Source organism: Ruegeria arenilitoris, from assembly GCF_013030265.1.
Lineage (GTDB): Bacteria > Pseudomonadota > Alphaproteobacteria > Rhodobacterales > Rhodobacteraceae > Ruegeria > Ruegeria arenilitoris_E.
Map to the genome: position 1 here is coordinate 70,373 of NZ_WPZQ01000003.1, position 17,452 is coordinate 87,824.

Below are 17,452 nucleotides of genomic sequence, written 5' to 3' on the forward strand. Positions count from 1 at the left end.
AGAGAATGGAAGAAACTCTGCGTTCCCACCATTCCCGGTTGTGTCATTAAGGTGCCCTTAGAAGCCCGCTTTAATACGCTCGAACTCTTTCAGCATCTTGGCTTCCAGCTCGGGGTTTACCGCGTCAAAGAAGAGGCTTCCTTCAAAGAAGCTGTCCACGTCTGCAAACCCATAGGTTTCGATCAGTGCCGGATCGGCCTGCGCAAACGCGTCCTCATTGGCGTGGGCGTATCCCCAGCTTTCGATGATGTACTTGCCGCTGGCAGCCGAACTCAGTGCGTTCAGCATGTCATAGACCTGTTCATCCGACTGTTTGGCAGATTTCAGATGCACATAACCGCAAACCCAAGTGGCGATGCCCTTGTCCACATCACGCATCATAACTGCGGGGGTTTCGTTCCAGATCAGGTTCAGCTCCGATTGGTTCCAGCCCCAACCGAGTGTCACTTCTCCACTGGCAATTGCCTGATCCAGCTGGCCTGCGTCAGACCAATAAAAGCGCACATTTGGATGAATCGCGCGTAGGTAGTCTGCGGCTTTCTGGAATTCTTCATCGCTCATATCGGTATAGCTGGAAGCACCGGTCGCCAGTGCGGCCATGGCAAACGCGCTGGAGGCGGCGTCCGGAATAGCAACCTTGCCCTGATAGGTTGGATCCATCAGCAACTGCAGCGATACATCGTCAGCCGAGATCATATCGGTGCGATAGATAAGGCCGGTGTTGCCCCATTCGAAAGGCACCATGTAGGTCTGCCCGTCGATTGTGATGCCATCGACCTCTTTGATCTTGGGCATCAGCTTGTCCCAATTCTCCAGCTTACTGGTGTCGATCGGCTTGATCATGTCTGCCGCCACCCATTTCCTGAGGGCGTCCGTGCAGGGGTGGGCCAAATCGGCTTCAAACCCGGACTGAAGCTTGGTGAACGCTTCTTCTACGCTGCCGAAATAAGTGTAGCTGGGCGGGCCGCCGTACTTTTCGACATAGTCGCCGTAAAAGCCCTGATCCTCATATCCCGACCAGTCAAAAACGGTCAGATCAGCTGCGTTGGCCAAAGCCTGGCTGGCCGTAAAGGTGGCAACCACTGCTGCCGTAAGTGATGCTGTTTTATTCATTTGTCTCCTCCCAAAGATTCACGTTTGCCCAAATCGATCACCGAGGCGCTTTGAACGCCAAGCCAGACGGTATCGCCCCGGCTGTGATCGACTGTGTGAAAGTAGTTCGGCACTGCGACGGCGATGCTTTCGGGCAATCCGTCGATGCGCACATAATAGTGGACGCTCTCACCATAGAAGGCGACGTCCGATACCTCGCCTTGAACATAAGCGTCGTAGCCTTCCGGTTTTTCTGCGCTGATCTCCAATTGTTCGGGCCGAACGCCGACCAGAAGCTCCTTGTCATGCAGCTGAACGTTTGGATTCACCCCAATCATCATCTGCCCAAACCCCTGAACAGTTACCTCCAGCGTTTCAGAATTTTCAGCCGTTACCTCGGCATCCAGAAAGTTCATCCCGCCGATGAAAGACGCCACCTCCCGGTTGCACGGTTGGGAATACAGAACTTCGGGCTTGTCGACCTGCTTGAGTTGCCCAGCAAACATGACACCTATGCGATCGGACATGGTCATCGCCTCGTATTGGTCATGAGTGACCATGACGAAAGTAATTCCAAGCTTTTGCTGCAGACGGCGCATTTCCAGCTGCATGGCTTCGCGCAAGTTCTTGTCCAGCGCGGAAAGAGGCTCATCCAACAGCAGCACTTTCGGCCGCATAACCAACGCACGAGCGAGCGCCACGCGTTGACGCTGACCGCCCGACAACTCATTGGCCTTGCGGTCCTGCAAGCCTCCAAGCTCGACCATCTCAAGCGCTTCGGCAACGCGCTCCTTGATTTCCTTGCGCGAGAGCTTTGTCTTGCGCAAACCGAACCCGACATTGTCGCCAACATTCAGGTGAGGAAAGATCGCGTAACTTTGAAACACCATATTGGTGGGGCGTTTGTTGGCAGGCACCTCGCCCATTATGCGCCCATCAATCCGGATCTCCCCTTCTTCGTGATCCTGAAACCCTGCGATGATACGGAGAGCCGTAGTCTTGCCGCAGCCCGACGGCCCAAGCAGCGAAAAAAACTCACCCTCTTTCAAGGTTAGGTTCAGATCAGACACAGCCACAAAGGACCCAAAGCGTTTTTCAACACCCTGAATTTCGATGATGTTCTGTTCGCTCATCTTGTTCATTTCCTTTGGCTTCAATCCGAGGACTGGGTGGAACGGCGGCGGAAATACTCGGCAATCAACAGCAGCAGGACCGAGGACATCAGAAGCAGAGACCCCAATGCCAACGTGTTGGGCAGTTTTGCCGGGAAGCGGATCTGGCTCCAGATATAGACCGGCAGCGTCGGGCTGTTTCCGGACAGGAAAAAGGCTAGAACGAATTCGTCAAACGACACGGTAAAGGTGACCAGAAGGCTGGCGATTATGCCGGGTGCAACAATGGGCAGAGTGACCCGCCGAAACGTACCCACAACGCTTTCACCAAGGTCAAAGGCGGCCTCTTCCAACGACTGGTCGAAATCATCAAAGGCGGATTTCATGATCGATACAGCGAAGGGCAAGGCCACAAATACATGGCCTAGTATAACGGTGGTCAGAGAGGGCTTCAGTCCAATGCTGATGAACAAAACCAGCATTGAGCTGGCGACAATGATGCCGGGAATGACCAGCGGAAGCATGACCAATCCTTCAGACACTTCCCGCCCCTTGAACCGATACCGGACATAGGCACGCGCTGCGAACAGACCCAGCGAAGTTGCCATAACAGCGGTTACGCTGCCGACGATCAGCGAGTTTACCATCGCCTGCAGCAGCGTATCCTGCTGTCCAAGTTGCGCGTACCACTTCAACGTGAACCCCTTGAGAGGGAAGGCCACAATAGTTCCATCGTTGAACGAAAACAGCGGCAGTAGCAGCACTGGCAGATAGAGGAACACCAAATACGCAACAGCATAAACAAGAAGCCAGGGAATCCTGATAACTTTGGTCATCTGATCCTCCTGCCCAGTGCCGTGACGATGACCACAAAAAGGATTGCCACACAGCCCACAGACAACATCGCCAGAAGTGAAAGAGTTGCACCGAGTGGCCAGTCATTAGCCGCGCCAAACTGCACCTGTATCAGGTTCGCGACCATCTTGCCTTGTGAGCCACCGACCAGAGCCGGAGTGACGTAGTCCCCAACCGTGGGTATGAAGATTATTAAACATGCTGCAATGACCCCCGGCACGGTCAAAGGCAGCGTCACGCGGACAAACCGCTCCAATTTACTGCAACCCAGATCAGTGGCCGCTTCCAGCAGGCTCCGATCAATCTTTTGCAAAGAAACGTAAATTGGCAGGATCGCAAACGGTGCCCATGCATGTGCTAGGGTGAGAACCACGGCAAACTCATTATACAGAAGAAAAGTCAGTGGCTCCTGAATCAGGCCCAGAGAAATCAGGGCCGAATTCATCACACCATTAAAGCCGAGGATCAGTTTCCAGCTGAATACGCGCAGCAGATAGCTGCTCCAGAACGGAATGGTGATCAGCAAAAGCCACAGCGTTTTCTTCTGCGTCCTGAACGCTATGAAATAGGCGATAGGATACGCCAAACAAACCGTTGCAAGCGTCACAGCACCCGCAATGACTATTGAACGGATCATCAGGTGGCGCACCAGCGGATCAGTAAGTGCTTCCTGATAATTTGCCCAGGTCAGCGTTCGATCAATTTCAACGTAGTTTTGCGTCCAAAAACTATAGGCAACCAAAATGCAAAGCGGGACGGCAACCAGCAAGCCAACGTAAAGCGTCGCAGGCGCGCTTAGTGCAAGGCCTTTGCCCGTCTCACTTCTTATGACTCCAGCCATGCTTCCCTGCTGACTTAACTTTCGGTGGCGCGGTGATCTCGATCACAAAATGGACAATCGTCCATTTAAATCTGGAGTTTTCAGGTAAGCTGTGTCAACTGATATTTTCACAAGCGGCACTGGCCAAACTGCCAAGAGACGCTAGAACGCGCTGCAAGAGGCTGAAAACAAACAAGACCACCGGAAGAAATGACTGGAAAACGCCAACAGATACGTGAACGAAATCGCCTTACTCTTATCGAGGCCGTGCTCGACTCAGTTGCGGAAAAAGGAATCTCCGAGACGTCAGTCAGCGAAATTATTCAACGCGCTGAACTATCTCGTGGCATGATCCACCTACATTTTGGCGGCAAGGATAACCTTGTTGACGAGGCTGCCCGGCACTCGTCCGAGCAGTATTACAACGGTATATATGCCCTGCTGGAAACAACCGGACAAACTGGCCAGGAACACATTGAGATGATTGTCAGAGGAGACTTAAGTGAAGCCATCCTCAACAAAAAGAACGTTTCAATTTGGTACGCATTTCGCGGGGAAGCCCGAAACAGAGCAGCGATAGCAGCCTTTTCAGATACACGCGATGCAAAGCTTCGGAACCTTGTCTTCAATGCATTCGCGCGAATTGCAAAAGAAGCCGACATCGAACATGCCAATCAGGTTGCACGGGATGCAACCCACGGCACACTCGCCATGTTGGAAGGCATGTGGACCGACTATCTGCTCCACCCGGATTCATTTGATCGCACCGAGGCAATGAGAATTGTTTTTCGATTTCTGCGGGCAATGTTCCCGAAACACTTTGACCTAAGCGGTGCCCTTTTAATTGAATGAGATTTGGGACCAGTTTCCTAACAGGCGCTTAGGAAGTGGATAATCTCCATCTTTAAATCAACACGATGACAGCATCGTAGGGGCGCAAGAAGTTCATTTGAACCGACAGCAATGCGCGACTTTTTCGTCACGCCGAGCCGGTCTCGTTCCGATCCCGATGAAGCAGTTTGTGTTTCACGCCCCGCTGCCCCACCTCTCATCGAGATAAACCTTCATATCAAAATCGGGACCTTTCTGATTCAACCCGATCTGCTTCAATGATGAGCAAACTAACAACTACCTCAACACCGGGCCATTGATCACCAAAGACTGCATGTTGAGATGTGCGTCGACCAGAAAATGCTCCATCAGGTTCTGGCGTGACAGGACATCCGCCGGTTTTCCATGATCGACGATCCGTCCGCTGCTTATCAAATGTACATGATCGCAATATCGTGCCACCAAATTCAGATCATGCAGGGTCATAAGAACCGTCCGGCTTCGCCGTTTGACCTCGTTCAACAGCACCAATTGGTAGTGGAGATCAAGATGGTTGGTCGGCTCATCCAGAATGTAGATTTCCGGGTCACAGGCCAGCAACTGAGCAAAATAACACCGCTGAAGTTCTCCGCCTGACAGGCGATCGGCAGGTTGGTTCCGCTTTTGGATTAGCCCCACCAGCTTAAGTGCTTCATCTCTGCGTAGAACCAGATCAACTCCGTCCAGGCCAAGAGCGGACAGACCAATTTCAACGATATCCGATGGGGTCAACCCGGCCAGCAAACCAGAGCTTTGCACCAACGCACCGCATTTCCGCGCCCATTCGTGATAGGCATAGTCTTCAATATCGCGACCATCTGCAGCGATTTCACCTGCTGCAGGGCGCTCAGCGCGGTAGATCGTACGAAGAACAGTGGTCTTACCCGCCCCGTTAGGGCCAAGCAAGCAATGCACCTCGCCTTTGGGGACGGCCAGAGAAACGCCTTGAACATATGGCTTGCCTCCGACATCCACCGACAGGTTGCGGATATCGAGTGCGGGATCAGACTGCACGGCGCAACCCTCTCAATATCAGGATAAAAGGCGGTGCCGCAAACAGTGCCAGAAGCACACCAAGCGGCAGTTCCTCGGGCGCCAGCAGGGTTCTACATAGAAGGTCGACAGCAATCAAAACAATCGCCCCCAGCACCATCGACAGGGGTAGTAGAACCCTGTGCCGCGCACCTACCAGCAGCCGCGCCATATGCGGCACAATCAGGCCGATAAAGCCGACGATACCGGCGACGGAAACCGCCAAACCGGTCAGCACAACCGTTGCCACGAATATCATGACACGCAGACGCCCTGTGCGAATTCCCAGTGCCTGAGCGCGCTCTTCCCCCAACAAGGTCGCGTCCAGAGCATTCGCGCGCATCAGGAACACGCCAGCAATCACCACAAGTGCCAGCGCAAGCAAGGGCAACTCTCGCCACTCTGTGCCCGCCGCTGTGCCCATGAGCCAGTCCAGGGCGTTACGGGTAACATGTGGGTCCCCAATATATAGGAAAAAGGCCGTCACCGACTGGAACATCAGCGAGACTGCAACGCCCGCCAGTATAACAATCAGCGGATCAAGCTGACGCCCACGTTGCTGAGACAGTCCAAGCGTCATCAGAAACGCCAGCGCTGCACCTGAAAACGCGATCAGGGGGACACCGACGGTTTCGGTCACTTCGGACGGCAACCAGATGATCGCTGCGACCGCTGCCGCAGAAGCACCGGATGACAGACCCATCAGATAGGGGTCTGCCATCGGGTTGCGCAGGGCCGTTTGCATCAAAGCGCCAGCAAGGGCGAGCCCGGCCCCGATCAGTCCAACTGCCAATACGCGCGGGATGCGCCACTGCCACACAATCAGGGACAGCCCCCGCGGGGCATCCTCATTGCGCATCAGAATGGCAACACGATCCGACCAGCTTATGTCGGCTGTCCCCCACAGAATGCCGGCAATGGCGACAAGCACCATTACGACCATCGCCGTGGGAAACAGGACCAGGAACCGGGATTGCATTTACTCGAGTTCCGCCAGTTGGGCGTTCAGGTTCTCAACACCATCGGCAAAACGCATCCCGAGAAGGGTTTCAGAGAACGGAACAGTGACGAAGCGACCCTCTTTAACAGCAGTCAACTCGGACAAAACCGGATCGCTTTCCATATAGGCACGCTTTTCGTCTGCCGAAGACCAACCCGCGTCGATCAGCAGGATCACATCGGGGTCTGCCTCGACCACGCGTTCCCATGCCAGATCGACCCATGTGCCTTCGACATCGTCACTGATGCTTTTCAGCCCGGCGGTTCTTGCGACCAATGCGGGCCCTCCACAGCAACCGATCGAGTAAGGTGTCTCATCGCCACTGTCGTAGATAAACGCCGTACGGCCAGCCCCTTCCGGGTCAGTCTGAACCGCCTCGATACGCGCACGGGTCTCAGCGATCAGCTTGCCCGCGCGATCTTCAACATCGAAAATCTGCCCGATCTTTTCGATGTCGTTCAGGATCGGCTCGATGGTCAAAGGTACATCCTTCGGATGCGCTTCTTTGCAGGATGCGTCAACCAGGTAGGTACCGATTGCCAGATCATGCCATTTCTGCGCTGATCCAAGGTTGTCTTCGGAAAATGCGGACCCAAAACCCGCGAACAAAAAATCCGGCTCATTGGCCAGCACCACCTCTGCGGCCGGGTATTTCTCGGCCAGGACCGGGACGGACTCAAACGCCACTTTCCACTGGGCTGGCATTTCATCATCCAGATAAGAGGTACCAACCATCGAACCTTCAAGCCCAAGTGCCAACATTACTTCGGTCGCTTGCTGGTTCAGGGTAATCGCCCGCGTTGGCGCCTTGTCGAAGGTGTAATCGATCCCGCAGCTTTGTACGGTGACCGGATCGGCCTGGGCTGTAGCCGCGACAAATCCAAGCGGCACGATGAATTTAAGCAGGTTCATGGGTATCTCCTGTTTGATGAATAAGCAGTGATCGAGGAGTGGTTCCGGCGCAAAGCGCCTGAGAAACAAAGGTCCGGATGTCGTCCAGGTTCTCCACGCGATACCAATCGCCGTGTGGATAGTGGACGATCACTGGCCCAGCATTACAGGGAAACAGGCAGCCGGTTGTTGCCACCAGACATTCAGAACTTTTGCCTGCATGGCCGAGTTCTTTTTTAAGCGCATCCACCAGATTGGGGGCGTCTTTCAGGTGACATCGCGGGCCTGCACAGACGAGTAGATGGTGGCGAAAGGCAGGAGGGCTGTCCCACCCTTTGCCGAGCTCACCGGAAGGTTTCGGCCTAATTGGTTTCAGCAGAACATCTGCATTTGCGGCAGCCCGAATGACGTCTGAATCCATTTGCAGCGGTTTGGCGAAGAACAGCTCAGGTGCGGTTATTGTCCGCCTGTGCAACCAGCTTGCTGCCGCATTTGGCAACCAGTTTTCGAGGCTCTGGGAAAACGGCAAGCCAATTGGACGCAACTCGATGCGCTTGGCTCCCTGCTCCGTGAGATCATCTAGAGCATGCCAAAGCCCATCACCGGATGCCTCCAACCTGACAGCGCGGGCTTCTGTAGGCGCGGCCTCAATCAGAGCGTTTGCAAGGTGGCGGAACCGGGATTGGCTGACATAATTTGCCGAAATCAAATAGATAAATGCGTCCATCTCTGCCCCGAAACAGGAGGCAGGTCGGCACAATGCACTGGCCCGAAGATATCCATCATCTCATCCTCCTCGGGCCCTCCGCCCGGTTGGTTACATCCAGATGATGGCAGGTCTCCTGACTTGCGGATCAAAGCTTGCCGTCCCTTCCCGGATCTTGGGCGATCCAGTGGCTCTGACGGGTTGCTCACCGCTTACAGTTGCGGGGGCAGTTTCGGATTTGGATAAACGTCCGCACCGAATTCCCTTTTATCCTTGCGGCAATCACCTCAAGGAACCATCACGGCGAAAAAACACAAGCAAAGTTGATTCGACAAGAGTACGTGCTGGCTGATCGCTGGTATTTTGCCAGAAACTGCACGAGCGGACAAAGAAGTTCGCCACACTTCACTCTATATATTGACAACTTGCCCTGGTGAAACCCAATATAGTGTTGCTTCGGTTCTTTCGATTCCTGTCGAGAGCTAAGAGGGAAACCGGTTCGAATCCGGCGCTGCCCCCGCAACTGTAAGCGGAGAGTTCGGCTGAACACGCCACTGAAAGTACGCTTTTGGGAAGGCCAGATCGAACGATGATCCGCGAGCCAGGAGACCTGCCGCAAGCTCGAATGATAACCACGAACGGAGGGTTCGGGGGCGTTTGACGGGCCTGTTTGCCCATGGCGTCCTCGGCTTTGATTAAAAGGACAGAGGACAAATGAGCATTACCGTATATTCCAAACCCGCCTGCGTACAATGCGCCGCGACCACCCGAGCGCTGGATGCAAAAGGCATCATTTATGATGTCGTGGACCTGACGCAGGACGACAGCGCCATGACCCACGTGGCTGAACTTGGCTATCGACAGGCCCCCGTCGTTGTTGCAGGCAGTGATCACTGGTCCGGCTTCCGCCCCGATATGATCGCCCAACTGGCCTGATCTATGACCGCGCCGATCCCGGCGCTGGTCTATTTCTCATCGAAATCCGGAAACACCCACCGCTTCATCTCGCGGTTGGGCCTGACCTCTTTCCGCATTCCGACCGGGATGGACCCGCTGCCAGACCCTAAAAGTCCCTATGTTCTGATCTGCCCGACCTACGCTGATGGCGAAGGACGCGGGGCGGTTCCGAAACAGGTGATCCGCTTTTTGAATGACCCAGCCATCCGTTCCGGGATCATAGGGGTGATCGGGGCCGGCAACCGCAATTTCGGTGCGACCTATGCCCTGGCCGGTCGCATCATCGCTCAGAAATGCAACGTACCTCTGCTCTATTCGTTTGAACTGGCCGGTACTGACACTGACATCGCCCGCGTTCGCGCCGGGCTTGAGAAATTAGGGAGACACCTATGCTCGACAGCAGCGTAAACGAGCAGGATTATCACGCGCTGAACGCGATGCTGAACCTGTACGATGGTGAGGGGAAGATCCGTTTCGATGCCGACCGTATGGCCGCGCGACAGTATTTCCTGCAGCATGTGAACCAGAACACCGTGTTCTTTCATTCGCTGGATGAAAAGCTGGGGTATCTGGTGTCCGAAGGCTATTACGAAGAGGCCGTTCTGGACCAGTATTCCAAGAACTTCATGCGCAAGATCTGGGATGCGGCCTATGCCAAGAAGTTCCGTTTCCCGACCTTTCTGGGCGCGTTCAAATATTACACTTCGTACACGCTGAAAACCCGAGATGGGCAGCGCTATCTTGAGCGCTATGAAGACCGCGTCGTCATGACTGCTCTGGCGCTGGCGCGCGGCGATGAGGCGCTGGCCATGTCCTTCATGGAAGAGATCCTCGAAGGCCGCTTCCAACCCGCTACACCGACTTTCCTGAACGCAGGCAAAGCATCCCGTGGTGAGTTGATTTCGTGTTTCCTGCTGCGGCTGGAAGACAACATGGAGAGCATCGGGCGCGGCATCAACTCGGCTCTGCAGCTCAGCAAACGCGGCGGAGGTGTGGCGCTGCTGCTGTCCAACATCCGCGAACACGGCGCACCGATCAAAGGCATCGAGAACCAATCCTCGGGCGTGATCCCGGTGATGAAACTGTTGGAAGACAGCTTTTCCTATGCCAACCAGCTTGGCGCGCGGCAAGGCGCTGGTGCGGTTTATCTGAACGCCCATCACCCGGACATCATGCGGTTCCTCGACACCAAGCGCGAGAACGCGGATGAGAAAATCCGCATCAAAACCCTCAGCCTTGGCGTGGTCATCCCCGATATCACCTTTGAGCTGGCCAAGAAAAACGCCGATATGTACCTGTTCTCACCCCACGACGTGGAAAGGGTCTATGGCGTGCCGCTTTCGGAAATCTCGGTCACCGAGAAGTATCACGAAATGGTCGACGACAAGCGCATCCGCAAATCCAAGGTCAACGCGCGGGAGTTCTTCCAGACCATTGCCGAGATCCAGTTCGAATCCGGCTATCCTTATGTGATGTTCGAAGACACGGTGAACCGGATGAACCCCATCGCGGGACGGATCAACATGTCGAACCTGTGTTCCGAGATTTTGCAGGTCAATGAAGCGTCCGAATTCAACGATGACCTCAGCTATGCGCATCTAGGCACGGATATTTCCTGCAACCTCGGCTCGCTGAACATCGCCAAGACGATGGATGGCGGCGATCTTGGCCGCACCGTCGGTGCTGCGATCCGGGCGCTGACCGCCGTGTCCGAGATGTCAGCAATCGACTCGGTGCCCTCGGTGCGTCGAGGCAATGACGAAAGCCACGCGATTGGGCTGGGGCAGATGAACCTGCACGGGTTTTTGGCGCGCGAACATATCCACTATGGCTCGGCTGAGGGTGTCGAGTTCACCTCGGTCTACTTCGCAACCGTAGCCTATCACGCCATTCGCACATCCTGCGATCTGGCAAAGGAAAGGAAAGTGTCTTTCAAGGGATTCGAAGACTCCGACTATGCGTCCGGAACCTTCTTCGACAAATACACCACCCGCGACTGGTTGCCCGAAAGCGAAAAGGTCAAAGCCTTGTTCGATGGCATGACCCTGCCGACGCGCGATGATTGGGCGGCGCTGAAGGCGGACGTCATGAAACATGGCCTCTACAATCGCAACCTTCAGGCGGTGCCGCCGACAGGGTCGATCAGCTATATCAACAACTCAACCTCTTCGATCCACCCGATCGTCTCGAAGATCGAAATTCGAAAAGAGGGTAAGATCGGCCGCGTCTACTATCCGGCGGCTTTCATGAGCAATGACAACCTCGAATACTATCGTGATGCCTATGAGATCGGCCCCGAGGCGTTGATCGACACCTATGCCGCAGCCACCGAACACGTCGATCAGGGTCTGTCGTTGACCCTGTTCTTTCCGGCCGAGGCCACGACCCGCGATATCAACCGCGCGCAAATCTATGCGTGGAAGAAGGGCATCAAAACCATCTATTACGTGCGTCTGCGCCAGGAGGCCCTTGAAGGGACCGAGGTGCAGGGCTGCGTATCCTGCTCGCTGTAAGGGGAAACGATATGAAAGATATGATCCAAACCAAGATCCCCCGCGCGATTAACTGGAACCGGCTGGAAGACGACAAGGACCTTGAGGTCTGGAACCGTCTGACGGTCAACTTCTGGCTGCCCGAGAAGGTGCCGCTGTCCAACGACATCCAAAGCTGGGCCACGCTGACGGACCATGAAAAACAGCTGACAATCCGCGTCTTCACCGGCCTGACCCTGCTGGACACGATTCAGAATACCGTCGGGGCACCTGCACTGATGCCAGATGCCGTCACTCCGCATGAAGAGGCCGTGCTGACCAACATTGCCTTTATGGAGGCCGTGCACGCGCGCAGCTATTCTTCGATCTTCTCGACACTGTGTTCTACCAAGGAAATCGATGAGGCCTTCCGCTGGTCCGAAGAAAACCCGCATCTACAGGCCAAGGCCGAGGCGATCCTGAACACATATGCGCCGGGCAACGACCCGCTGAAACGCAAGATTGCGTCGGTGTTTCTGGAAAGCTTTCTCTTCTATTCCGGCTTCTACCTGCCGATGTATTGGTCCAGCCGCGCCAAGCTGACCAACACCGCCGACCTGATCCGCCTGATCATCCGGGATGAGGCCGTGCACGGCTATTACATCGGCTACAAATTCCAGCGCGGCTACGAGAAGCTGTCCGAGGCCGAGCAGCAGGAGTTGAAGGACTATGCCTTTGGCCTGATGTTCGAACTTTACGGAATCGAGAACCAATATACCGAGGAACTTTATGACGAGATCGGTCTGACCGAGGATGTGAAGGTCTTCCTGCACTATAACGCCAATAAGGCGCTGCAGAACCTTGGCTTCGAGGCGTTGTTCCCGCCCGAAGTGTCCGAGGTAAACCCTGCGATCCTCGCGGCGTTGAGCCCGGACAGCGAAAACCACGACTTCTTCTCGGGCTCTGGCTCGTCTTATGTCATCGGCAAGGCTGTCGCCACCGAAGACGAGGATTGGGACTTCTGATGCCGAAAGACACGCTTGCAATCGTAAAGGAATGGCATGAGGCGTTCGATGTTCCTGTCGTTAACGCTCCGTCCATTCCCAAAGAGCGCGCGCAGATGCGGCTGGCGATCCTCGAAGAGGAAGTGGCCGAACTGCGTGCAGCAGTTGAAATCGGAGATTTGGTCGAAGTTTTGGATGCGCTTTGTGACATTCAATACGTACTGGACGGAACTTTTCTGGAATTCGGTCTGCACAGCCACAAGCAGGATGCGATGAAAGAGGTCCACGCCTCTAACATGTCAAAACTCGGCGCTGACGGCCGACCAGTTCTGCGCGAGGACGGCAAGGTTCTGAAAGGGCCGGACTTCCGGCAGCCCGATCTGGCCCGCATTCTAAAGCGGTGATAATAGACGCGTCGAAACCGCAGCTGGTCATACCCATGCTGCGGTTTCGAATCTGACGCCGCCCTAAACCTCGACTTCGACCTTGCCGATCGGGTTCGAGCAACAGGCAAGAATGTAGCCCGCCTCGATATCGTCTTCCGAGATTCCGCCGTTGTGGACCATGTGGACCTCGCCAGCGGCCTTCTTAACCTTGCAGGTGCCACGCACACCAAAGGTACAGACCCAAAACCAGCTAGCACGAATTGGGTTCTTGCCATCCGCTAAGAGTCACAACGGTTCGCCCTAGCTTAAAGCGATCGTCTCCTACTTTCCCCACGGGATCTGTCTTTGAAGTTGACTAGCGATTGCGTGCTGAGGTTACTGATGCGTACTACCCGAAACTTGATTTAAAGCGGCCAGAATTGACTTAACGTCTGCAACTCTGACTGCGCAAACTGGTTTGTGAACAACAAAGCTCCAACGGGTTCCAACAGGGTTCAGAATGGTGACGTGAGTGGCGGGTCCAGGACAATTGGGCTCATCACATTCCACTTCAACAACGGTAATCAGAGAAAGCGGTCCAACCTCGATCCATTCTCGAACCAGTTTCTTTACACGTTGGACATGCCAAAGTGTGGCCGCCCTTCCTTTGATCTGACCTGCAAAGCTCATAGCTGTGTCGGATTTGGCGCATCGCCGTAGACCGCTGTGGGGTCAAATGTCTTCCTATCTTCCGTGAAAACCAGCGATGTTCCCGCATCGCCTTCTGTCGGAATGGCCCGATAAAAACAAGACCGATACCCCACGTGACAAGATGCGCCAGATCCAGCGACCGACACGCAGAGCCAGATGGCATCCTGATCGTCATCAATGCGCGCTTCCACGACCCGCTGAATTAGCCCAGATGTTGCGCCTTTTTGCCAAAGCACCTGACGAGCACGGCTGAAGTAATGTGCCTCACCTGTTTCAAGAGTCAGCCGCAGAGCATCAGCGTTCATCCAGCCCAACATCAAAACTTCACCGCTTTCGGCATCGGTGGTGACACAGGGCATAAGCCCATCAGCGCCGAATTTGGGCGACAGCGCCGTGCCCTCTTCTACTTCCTCGACCGAATGGCGGGGGGAGAATGAAATTTTGTCCACGTGGACATCCTTATTTTTATTATGTTATTTCATAACAATCACGATCAGTATTGTTTCGCAACCTGTAAGAGCGACACGACGTTCACAATCTTATCTCTCTCACATTTTTCGATTTTAGTTTGGGGCGGGAAGTCCATCTCTTTTGGTTCGCTTGCAGAACAATATCGTAACCAGCCACATCGCAGTCGTTCAAGCTAGACGGAAACTCCGTCTCCGGGAAAAAGACACTCAAGGCTGCAAAAAGTTACGATGCCGCGTAAATAGACGATCCGGGTTAATACGCTGGGGCCGCCAATTGCTTATCCGAAGCCCACAATGATCTTTGGTTGGATCGAAACATATTGCTCAAATGATATTGAAGCCTTGTTTTCACTCTATCCCAAAATACGCAGTCCATGTGCCCACTATGCAGTACGAGTTTTTTGAAACGTCCGTGATAGATGCGCGGATTGTTAGATATTACCGGCGAACTTGGGTTTGACCTGCCGGGTCGACAGTTCACTCGATCACGCGGACCGCGCCCTCGGGACCATAATTACTGGTGGGCACTACACGGTTACATTCAGAAACACTGGCGAGGTTCAGATTGTTCCCGCACCTTTCCAATTCATGTTCATCGATGTGGAAGGTGGGTGGCGAATAATGGGCAAGCTTTGAGCGTACTCTATACAACTACTTCCAGCGGATCGTGGTCGTCGCAATGGCCATCATGCGGGTGCTGCAGCCGACCATCAACCAAATAGCAGGTGTGGCCCACAAGAGGCACAGCCTCGTGTCCGCTACCGGATCCATGCACATGACTTTCTTCATAGCCAAGATGGTCAGAGGAGATGGAGGACACACGCCCTGAACATATTTCCAGAAAAACTTAGGGCTGCAGAAGAGCAGGCCAACAGGCGGAAGCTGTTGGTACGGACGCCTTTTCAGCCGATCTTCGCAAGCTTGTAACGTCCAGCCTTGCACGCCTTACGGTCAGCCTTGATCCGCCCTGCGTCAATTGCCAGGCCAGTCATCTCGTTTTTCTCTAATTCGAGATTGGGGTTTCTAATCTCTGCGCTGGGCCTGCCACCCGACGAGGCTGAAACACGCAAACAAAATTGCGGCCACGCAGACGATTGAAGGACCGGCCGGTGTGTCAAAAACATAGGCTGCGCGCAGCCCTGCTACGGCGGAAAACGCGCCGATCGCCGCTGCAATCAAGGCCATCGTTTCTGGTGAACGTGCCAAATTGCGTGCGGCTGCGGCGGGAATGATCAGCATTGCTGCAATCAGCAAGACCCCCACGACTTTGATCGCTACCGCAACAGTTACTGCCAGGGCCAAGGTCAGGATCAACTGCTCGCGCTTGGGATCAAAGCCGCTGGCATAGGCCAGTTCTTCATTCAGCGTCGCTGTCAACAGTTGGGACCACCGCCATGCGATCAGCGCCACGACCAGCGCGGCGCCACCCCAAATCACGATAAGATCCGAGCGAGATACCGCAAGGATATCGCCAAAGAGATACGCCATAAGGTCAATACGAACACCTGACAGAAACGAGACAGCAACAAGACCGAAGGCAAGCGCGGAATGCGCCAAAACCCCCAACAATGTGTCCATCGCATACCCCCGGCCAGCCAACAGCGTTACCGTCAGCGCCATGACAAGCGCAACCGCCAATGCCCCGGTAAAGACCGACATCTGAAACGTCAGAGACAGCGCAACACCGAGGATCGCAGCATGTGCTGTGGCATCTCCAAAATAGGCCATCCGTCGCCAGACGACGAAGCAGCCAAGCGGAGCTGCTGCAAATGCAACACCAACACCCGCGAGTGTTGCGCGCGTCATAAAATCATCAAGCATTATTCTGCTGCTTCCTGAGAGTTTTCACAGTGGTCGTGATTGTGGTCATGATCATGACGGTAAAGGGCCAGCGCGCCACCTGTTCCTGTTCCAAACAGGGCTCGGTATTCCGGGGCTGACGCGACAACAGCCGGAGATCCTTCGCAGCATACATGACCATTCAGGCAAATCACCCTGTCCGAAGCACTCATGACCACGTGCAACTCATGACTGATCATCAGAATTGCACAGCCGGTTTCGCGTCGCACATCCTCAATCTGACGGTAAAATGCCGCTGATCCCGGTTGGTCCAGCCCCTGGGTTGCTTCGTCCAGAAGCAAAACATCTGGCCGATTGATCAAAGCACGGGCCAGCAATACGCGTTGGAACTGCCCGCCAGACAATTGCGACATCTGGCGTTTCAGAAGGTGCGGCACCCCTGCGGATTCAAGAGCATCCTCGCATTGTTTTCTGGATACCCGGTCGGTCAGACGCATGAACCGTTCGACAGATATCGGCAAAGTCGGATCAATATGCAGTTTTTGAGGTACATAGCCGATTTTCAGGCCCGGCCTCAGAGACACTTTCCCCGCAGATGGCTTGGTCGCGCCGATGATGGCCCGCAACAGGCTGGTCTTGCCCGATCCGTTTGGACCTACAATTGTGACAATCTCTCCGGGCTCGATGCGCATGTCTACATGGCGCAGAACATTGTTGGCACCATAGCGTACGCCGAGATTTTCAACGGTGATAAGGGTCATCTCTACGCCTTTTTGGTGCAGTCCGGACAGATTCCCTCGGCTTCTACAACCGTTCGCTCAATCTCGAAACCCGCCGCGCGTGCAGCCGCGCCCAAAACTCCTTTGGCCGGCGCGGAATGCGCCTCTGCCACGGCATCGCATTTTCTGCAGATCATGAAGGCTGGCGAATGGGCAGCGCCAGGGTGCGAGCAGGCGACAAACGCATTCAACCGTTCGATCTTGTGAACGAACCCATTTTGCACAAGGAAATCGAGCGCCCGATAAGCCACCGGCGGTTGAGATCCGAACCCCTCCTCGCGCAGGCGATCAAGAATGGCATAGGCACCAAGCGCCCGATGCTCCTGCAACAGCAACTCCAGAACTTTCCGGCGAACAGGGGTTAGGCGTAGACCCTCTTCTTTGCACCGCGCTTCCGCCGTCGACAAAGCGGTCTCAACACAACTCTCGTGGTCGTGTTTCTGGAATCCAACCGTGGCCGTTTCGTCGACCGGAACAGGGTGCGTTTCGCTTGTCATGTTATTCCATATCATGTATG

At 54.7% G+C, this 17,452-nt stretch carries 18 protein-coding genes, 1 pseudogene and 2 riboswitches; of the genes and pseudogenes, 6 read left to right on the forward strand and 13 right to left on the reverse strand.

Features of this window, described 5'->3' with window-relative positions; genetic code table 11:
* Nucleotides 1-57 precede the first annotated feature (57 nt).
* From GOX61_RS05570 to GOX61_RS05585, 4 genes are read right to left on the reverse strand one after another with little or no spacing between them, the layout of a single operon-like run.
* Entirely contained in the window at nucleotides 58-1,113 is a 1,056-nt protein-coding gene (locus tag GOX61_RS05570; RefSeq protein ID WP_170331945.1) for an ABC transporter substrate-binding protein, read from the reverse strand.
* Nucleotides 1,110-2,225 carry an ABC transporter ATP-binding protein gene (locus tag GOX61_RS05575; protein ID WP_170331947.1) on the reverse strand — a complete coding sequence of 372 codons (1,116 nt, stop codon included), beginning with the start codon at nucleotides 2,223-2,225 and terminating at the stop codon, nucleotides 1,110-1,112. Before GOX61_RS05575 ends, GOX61_RS05570 begins: the two co-directional genes overlap by 4 nt.
* 20 nt (nucleotides 2,226-2,245) lie before the next feature.
* Nucleotides 2,246-3,040 (reverse strand): ABC transporter permease, encoded by a 795-nt coding sequence (locus GOX61_RS05580; RefSeq protein WP_155150364.1) that lies wholly within the window; start codon nucleotides 3,038-3,040, stop codon nucleotides 2,246-2,248.
* Nucleotides 3,037-3,900, reverse strand: a complete 864-nt coding sequence (locus tag GOX61_RS05585) for an ABC transporter permease (RefSeq protein ID WP_170331949.1) — start codon at nucleotides 3,898-3,900, stop codon at nucleotides 3,037-3,039. Before GOX61_RS05585 ends, GOX61_RS05580 begins: the two co-directional genes overlap by 4 nt.
* Before the next feature lie 189 nt (nucleotides 3,901-4,089).
* Between GOX61_RS05585 and GOX61_RS05590 the strand changes: the two genes are divergently transcribed.
* Nucleotides 4,090-4,731 carry a TetR family transcriptional regulator C-terminal domain-containing protein gene (locus GOX61_RS05590; protein ID WP_155150360.1) on the forward strand — a complete coding sequence of 214 codons (642 nt, stop codon included), beginning with the start codon at nucleotides 4,090-4,092 and terminating at the stop codon, nucleotides 4,729-4,731.
* A gap of 276 nt (nucleotides 4,732-5,007) precedes the next feature.
* On the opposite strand, the gene GOX61_RS05595 is transcribed toward GOX61_RS05590, so the two are convergent.
* From GOX61_RS05595 to GOX61_RS05610, 4 genes are read right to left on the reverse strand one after another with little or no spacing between them, the layout of a single operon-like run.
* Nucleotides 5,008-5,763 (reverse strand): ABC transporter ATP-binding protein, encoded by a 756-nt coding sequence (locus GOX61_RS05595; RefSeq protein ID WP_170331951.1) that lies wholly within the window; start codon nucleotides 5,761-5,763, stop codon nucleotides 5,008-5,010.
* Nucleotides 5,753-6,760, reverse strand: a complete 1,008-nt coding sequence (locus GOX61_RS05600; RefSeq protein WP_170331953.1) for a FecCD family ABC transporter permease — start codon at nucleotides 6,758-6,760, stop codon at nucleotides 5,753-5,755. The genes GOX61_RS05595 and GOX61_RS05600 overlap by 11 nt, the downstream gene beginning before the upstream one ends.
* Nucleotides 6,761-7,693: an ABC transporter substrate-binding protein gene (locus GOX61_RS05605; RefSeq protein WP_170331955.1), complete on the reverse strand. Its 933-nt coding sequence runs from the start codon at nucleotides 7,691-7,693 to the stop codon at nucleotides 6,761-6,763.
* Nucleotides 7,680-8,399 (reverse strand): (2Fe-2S) ferredoxin domain-containing protein, encoded by a 720-nt coding sequence (locus tag GOX61_RS05610; protein ID WP_170331957.1) that lies wholly within the window; start codon nucleotides 8,397-8,399, stop codon nucleotides 7,680-7,682. The genes GOX61_RS05605 and GOX61_RS05610 overlap by 14 nt, the downstream gene beginning before the upstream one ends.
* Nucleotides 8,400-8,487: 88 nt before the next feature.
* Nucleotides 8,488-8,693, reverse strand: a riboswitch (cobalamin riboswitch).
* 125 nt (nucleotides 8,694-8,818) lie between these two features.
* Nucleotides 8,819-9,010, forward strand: a riboswitch (cobalamin riboswitch).
* A gap of 82 nt (nucleotides 9,011-9,092) precedes the next feature.
* On the opposite strand from GOX61_RS05610, the gene nrdH reads away from it, so the two are divergent.
* From nrdH to GOX61_RS05635, 5 genes are read left to right on the forward strand one after another with little or no spacing between them, the layout of a single operon-like run.
* Nucleotides 9,093-9,314, forward strand: coding sequence for a glutaredoxin-like protein NrdH (nrdH, locus tag GOX61_RS05615; protein ID WP_170331959.1), 222 nt, complete (start codon nucleotides 9,093-9,095; stop codon nucleotides 9,312-9,314).
* Nucleotides 9,315-9,329: 15 nt separating this feature from the next.
* On the forward strand, nucleotides 9,330-9,743 hold the full coding sequence (gene nrdI / locus GOX61_RS05620) for a class Ib ribonucleoside-diphosphate reductase assembly flavoprotein NrdI (RefSeq protein WP_170332585.1): 414 nt from the start codon (nucleotides 9,330-9,332) through the stop codon (nucleotides 9,741-9,743).
* The gene (gene nrdE / locus GOX61_RS05625; RefSeq protein WP_170331961.1) at nucleotides 9,725-11,848 is read left to right on the forward strand and encodes a class 1b ribonucleoside-diphosphate reductase subunit alpha; all 2,124 of its coding nucleotides are present in this window, start codon (nucleotides 9,725-9,727) and stop codon (nucleotides 11,846-11,848) included. Before nrdI ends, nrdE begins: the two co-directional genes overlap by 19 nt.
* 11 nt (nucleotides 11,849-11,859) lie before the next feature.
* A complete protein-coding gene (gene nrdF, locus GOX61_RS05630; RefSeq protein ID WP_170331963.1) occupies nucleotides 11,860-12,831 on the forward strand; it encodes a class 1b ribonucleoside-diphosphate reductase subunit beta in 972 nt (323 codons plus the stop codon).
* Nucleotides 12,831-13,214, forward strand: a complete 384-nt coding sequence (locus tag GOX61_RS05635) for a nucleoside triphosphate pyrophosphohydrolase family protein (RefSeq protein WP_170331964.1) — start codon at nucleotides 12,831-12,833, stop codon at nucleotides 13,212-13,214. Before nrdF ends, GOX61_RS05635 begins: the two co-directional genes overlap by 1 nt.
* 63 nt (nucleotides 13,215-13,277) lie before the next feature.
* On the opposite strand, the pseudogene GOX61_RS05640 reads toward GOX61_RS05635, so the two are convergent.
* The 5 genes and pseudogenes from GOX61_RS05640 to GOX61_RS05660 all read right to left on the reverse strand — a co-directional run.
* A pseudogene (locus tag GOX61_RS05640) lies at nucleotides 13,278-13,433 on the reverse strand (2Fe-2S iron-sulfur cluster-binding protein); the annotation flags it as partial.
* Nucleotides 13,434-13,861: 428 nt separating this feature from the next.
* Nucleotides 13,862-14,335 (reverse strand): phosphoribosyl-AMP cyclohydrolase, encoded by a 474-nt coding sequence (gene hisI / locus GOX61_RS05645; protein ID WP_170331967.1) that lies wholly within the window; start codon nucleotides 14,333-14,335, stop codon nucleotides 13,862-13,864.
* A 1,044-nt stretch (nucleotides 14,336-15,379) separates the two neighbouring features.
* Nucleotides 15,380-16,177, reverse strand: a complete 798-nt coding sequence (locus GOX61_RS05650) for an iron chelate uptake ABC transporter family permease subunit (RefSeq protein ID WP_170331969.1) — start codon at nucleotides 16,175-16,177, stop codon at nucleotides 15,380-15,382.
* Complete coding sequence (locus tag GOX61_RS05655; RefSeq protein WP_155150340.1) at nucleotides 16,177-16,917, reverse strand: metal ABC transporter ATP-binding protein; 741 nt, start codon at nucleotides 16,915-16,917, stop codon at nucleotides 16,177-16,179. Before GOX61_RS05655 ends, GOX61_RS05650 begins: the two co-directional genes overlap by 1 nt.
* A 2-nt stretch (nucleotides 16,918-16,919) precedes the next feature.
* Nucleotides 16,920-17,447 carry a Fur family transcriptional regulator gene (locus tag GOX61_RS05660; protein ID WP_254436767.1) on the reverse strand — a complete coding sequence of 176 codons (528 nt, stop codon included), beginning with the start codon at nucleotides 17,445-17,447 and terminating at the stop codon, nucleotides 16,920-16,922.
* Between the last annotated feature and the right edge of the window lie 5 nt (nucleotides 17,448-17,452).

Coding starts and splice junctions, on each gene's coding strand:
- GOX61_RS05610 (WP_170331957.1), bottom strand. CDS start 8,399: ATGGACGCATTTATCTATTTGATTTCGGCAAATTATGTCAGCCAATCC.
- GOX61_RS05570 (WP_170331945.1), bottom strand. CDS start 1,113: ATGAATAAAACAGCATCACTTACGGCAGCAGTGGTTGCCACCTTTACG.
- GOX61_RS05585 (WP_170331949.1), bottom strand. CDS start 3,900: ATGGCTGGAGTCATAAGAAGTGAGACGGGCAAAGGCCTTGCACTAAGC.
- nrdF (WP_170331963.1), top strand. CDS start 11,860: ATGAAAGATATGATCCAAACCAAGATCCCCCGCGCGATTAACTGGAAC.
- GOX61_RS05635 (WP_170331964.1), top strand. CDS start 12,831: ATGCCGAAAGACACGCTTGCAATCGTAAAGGAATGGCATGAGGCGTTC.
- GOX61_RS05600 (WP_170331953.1), bottom strand. CDS start 6,760: ATGCAATCCCGGTTCCTGGTCCTGTTTCCCACGGCGATGGTCGTAATG.
- GOX61_RS05660 (WP_254436767.1), bottom strand. CDS start 17,447: ATGATATGGAATAACATGACAAGCGAAACGCACCCTGTTCCGGTCGAC.
- nrdH (WP_170331959.1), top strand. CDS start 9,093: ATGAGCATTACCGTATATTCCAAACCCGCCTGCGTACAATGCGCCGCG.
- GOX61_RS05590 (WP_155150360.1), top strand. CDS start 4,090: ATGACTGGAAAACGCCAACAGATACGTGAACGAAATCGCCTTACTCTT.
- GOX61_RS05605 (WP_170331955.1), bottom strand. CDS start 7,693: ATGAACCTGCTTAAATTCATCGTGCCGCTTGGATTTGTCGCGGCTACA.
- nrdE (WP_170331961.1), top strand. CDS start 9,725: ATGCTCGACAGCAGCGTAAACGAGCAGGATTATCACGCGCTGAACGCG.
- GOX61_RS05575 (WP_170331947.1), bottom strand. CDS start 2,225: ATGAGCGAACAGAACATCATCGAAATTCAGGGTGTTGAAAAACGCTTT.
- GOX61_RS05655 (WP_155150340.1), bottom strand. CDS start 16,917: ATGACCCTTATCACCGTTGAAAATCTCGGCGTACGCTATGGTGCCAAC.
- GOX61_RS05580 (WP_155150364.1), bottom strand. CDS start 3,040: ATGACCAAAGTTATCAGGATTCCCTGGCTTCTTGTTTATGCTGTTGCG.
- GOX61_RS05650 (WP_170331969.1), bottom strand. CDS start 16,177: ATGCTTGATGATTTTATGACGCGCGCAACACTCGCGGGTGTTGGTGTT.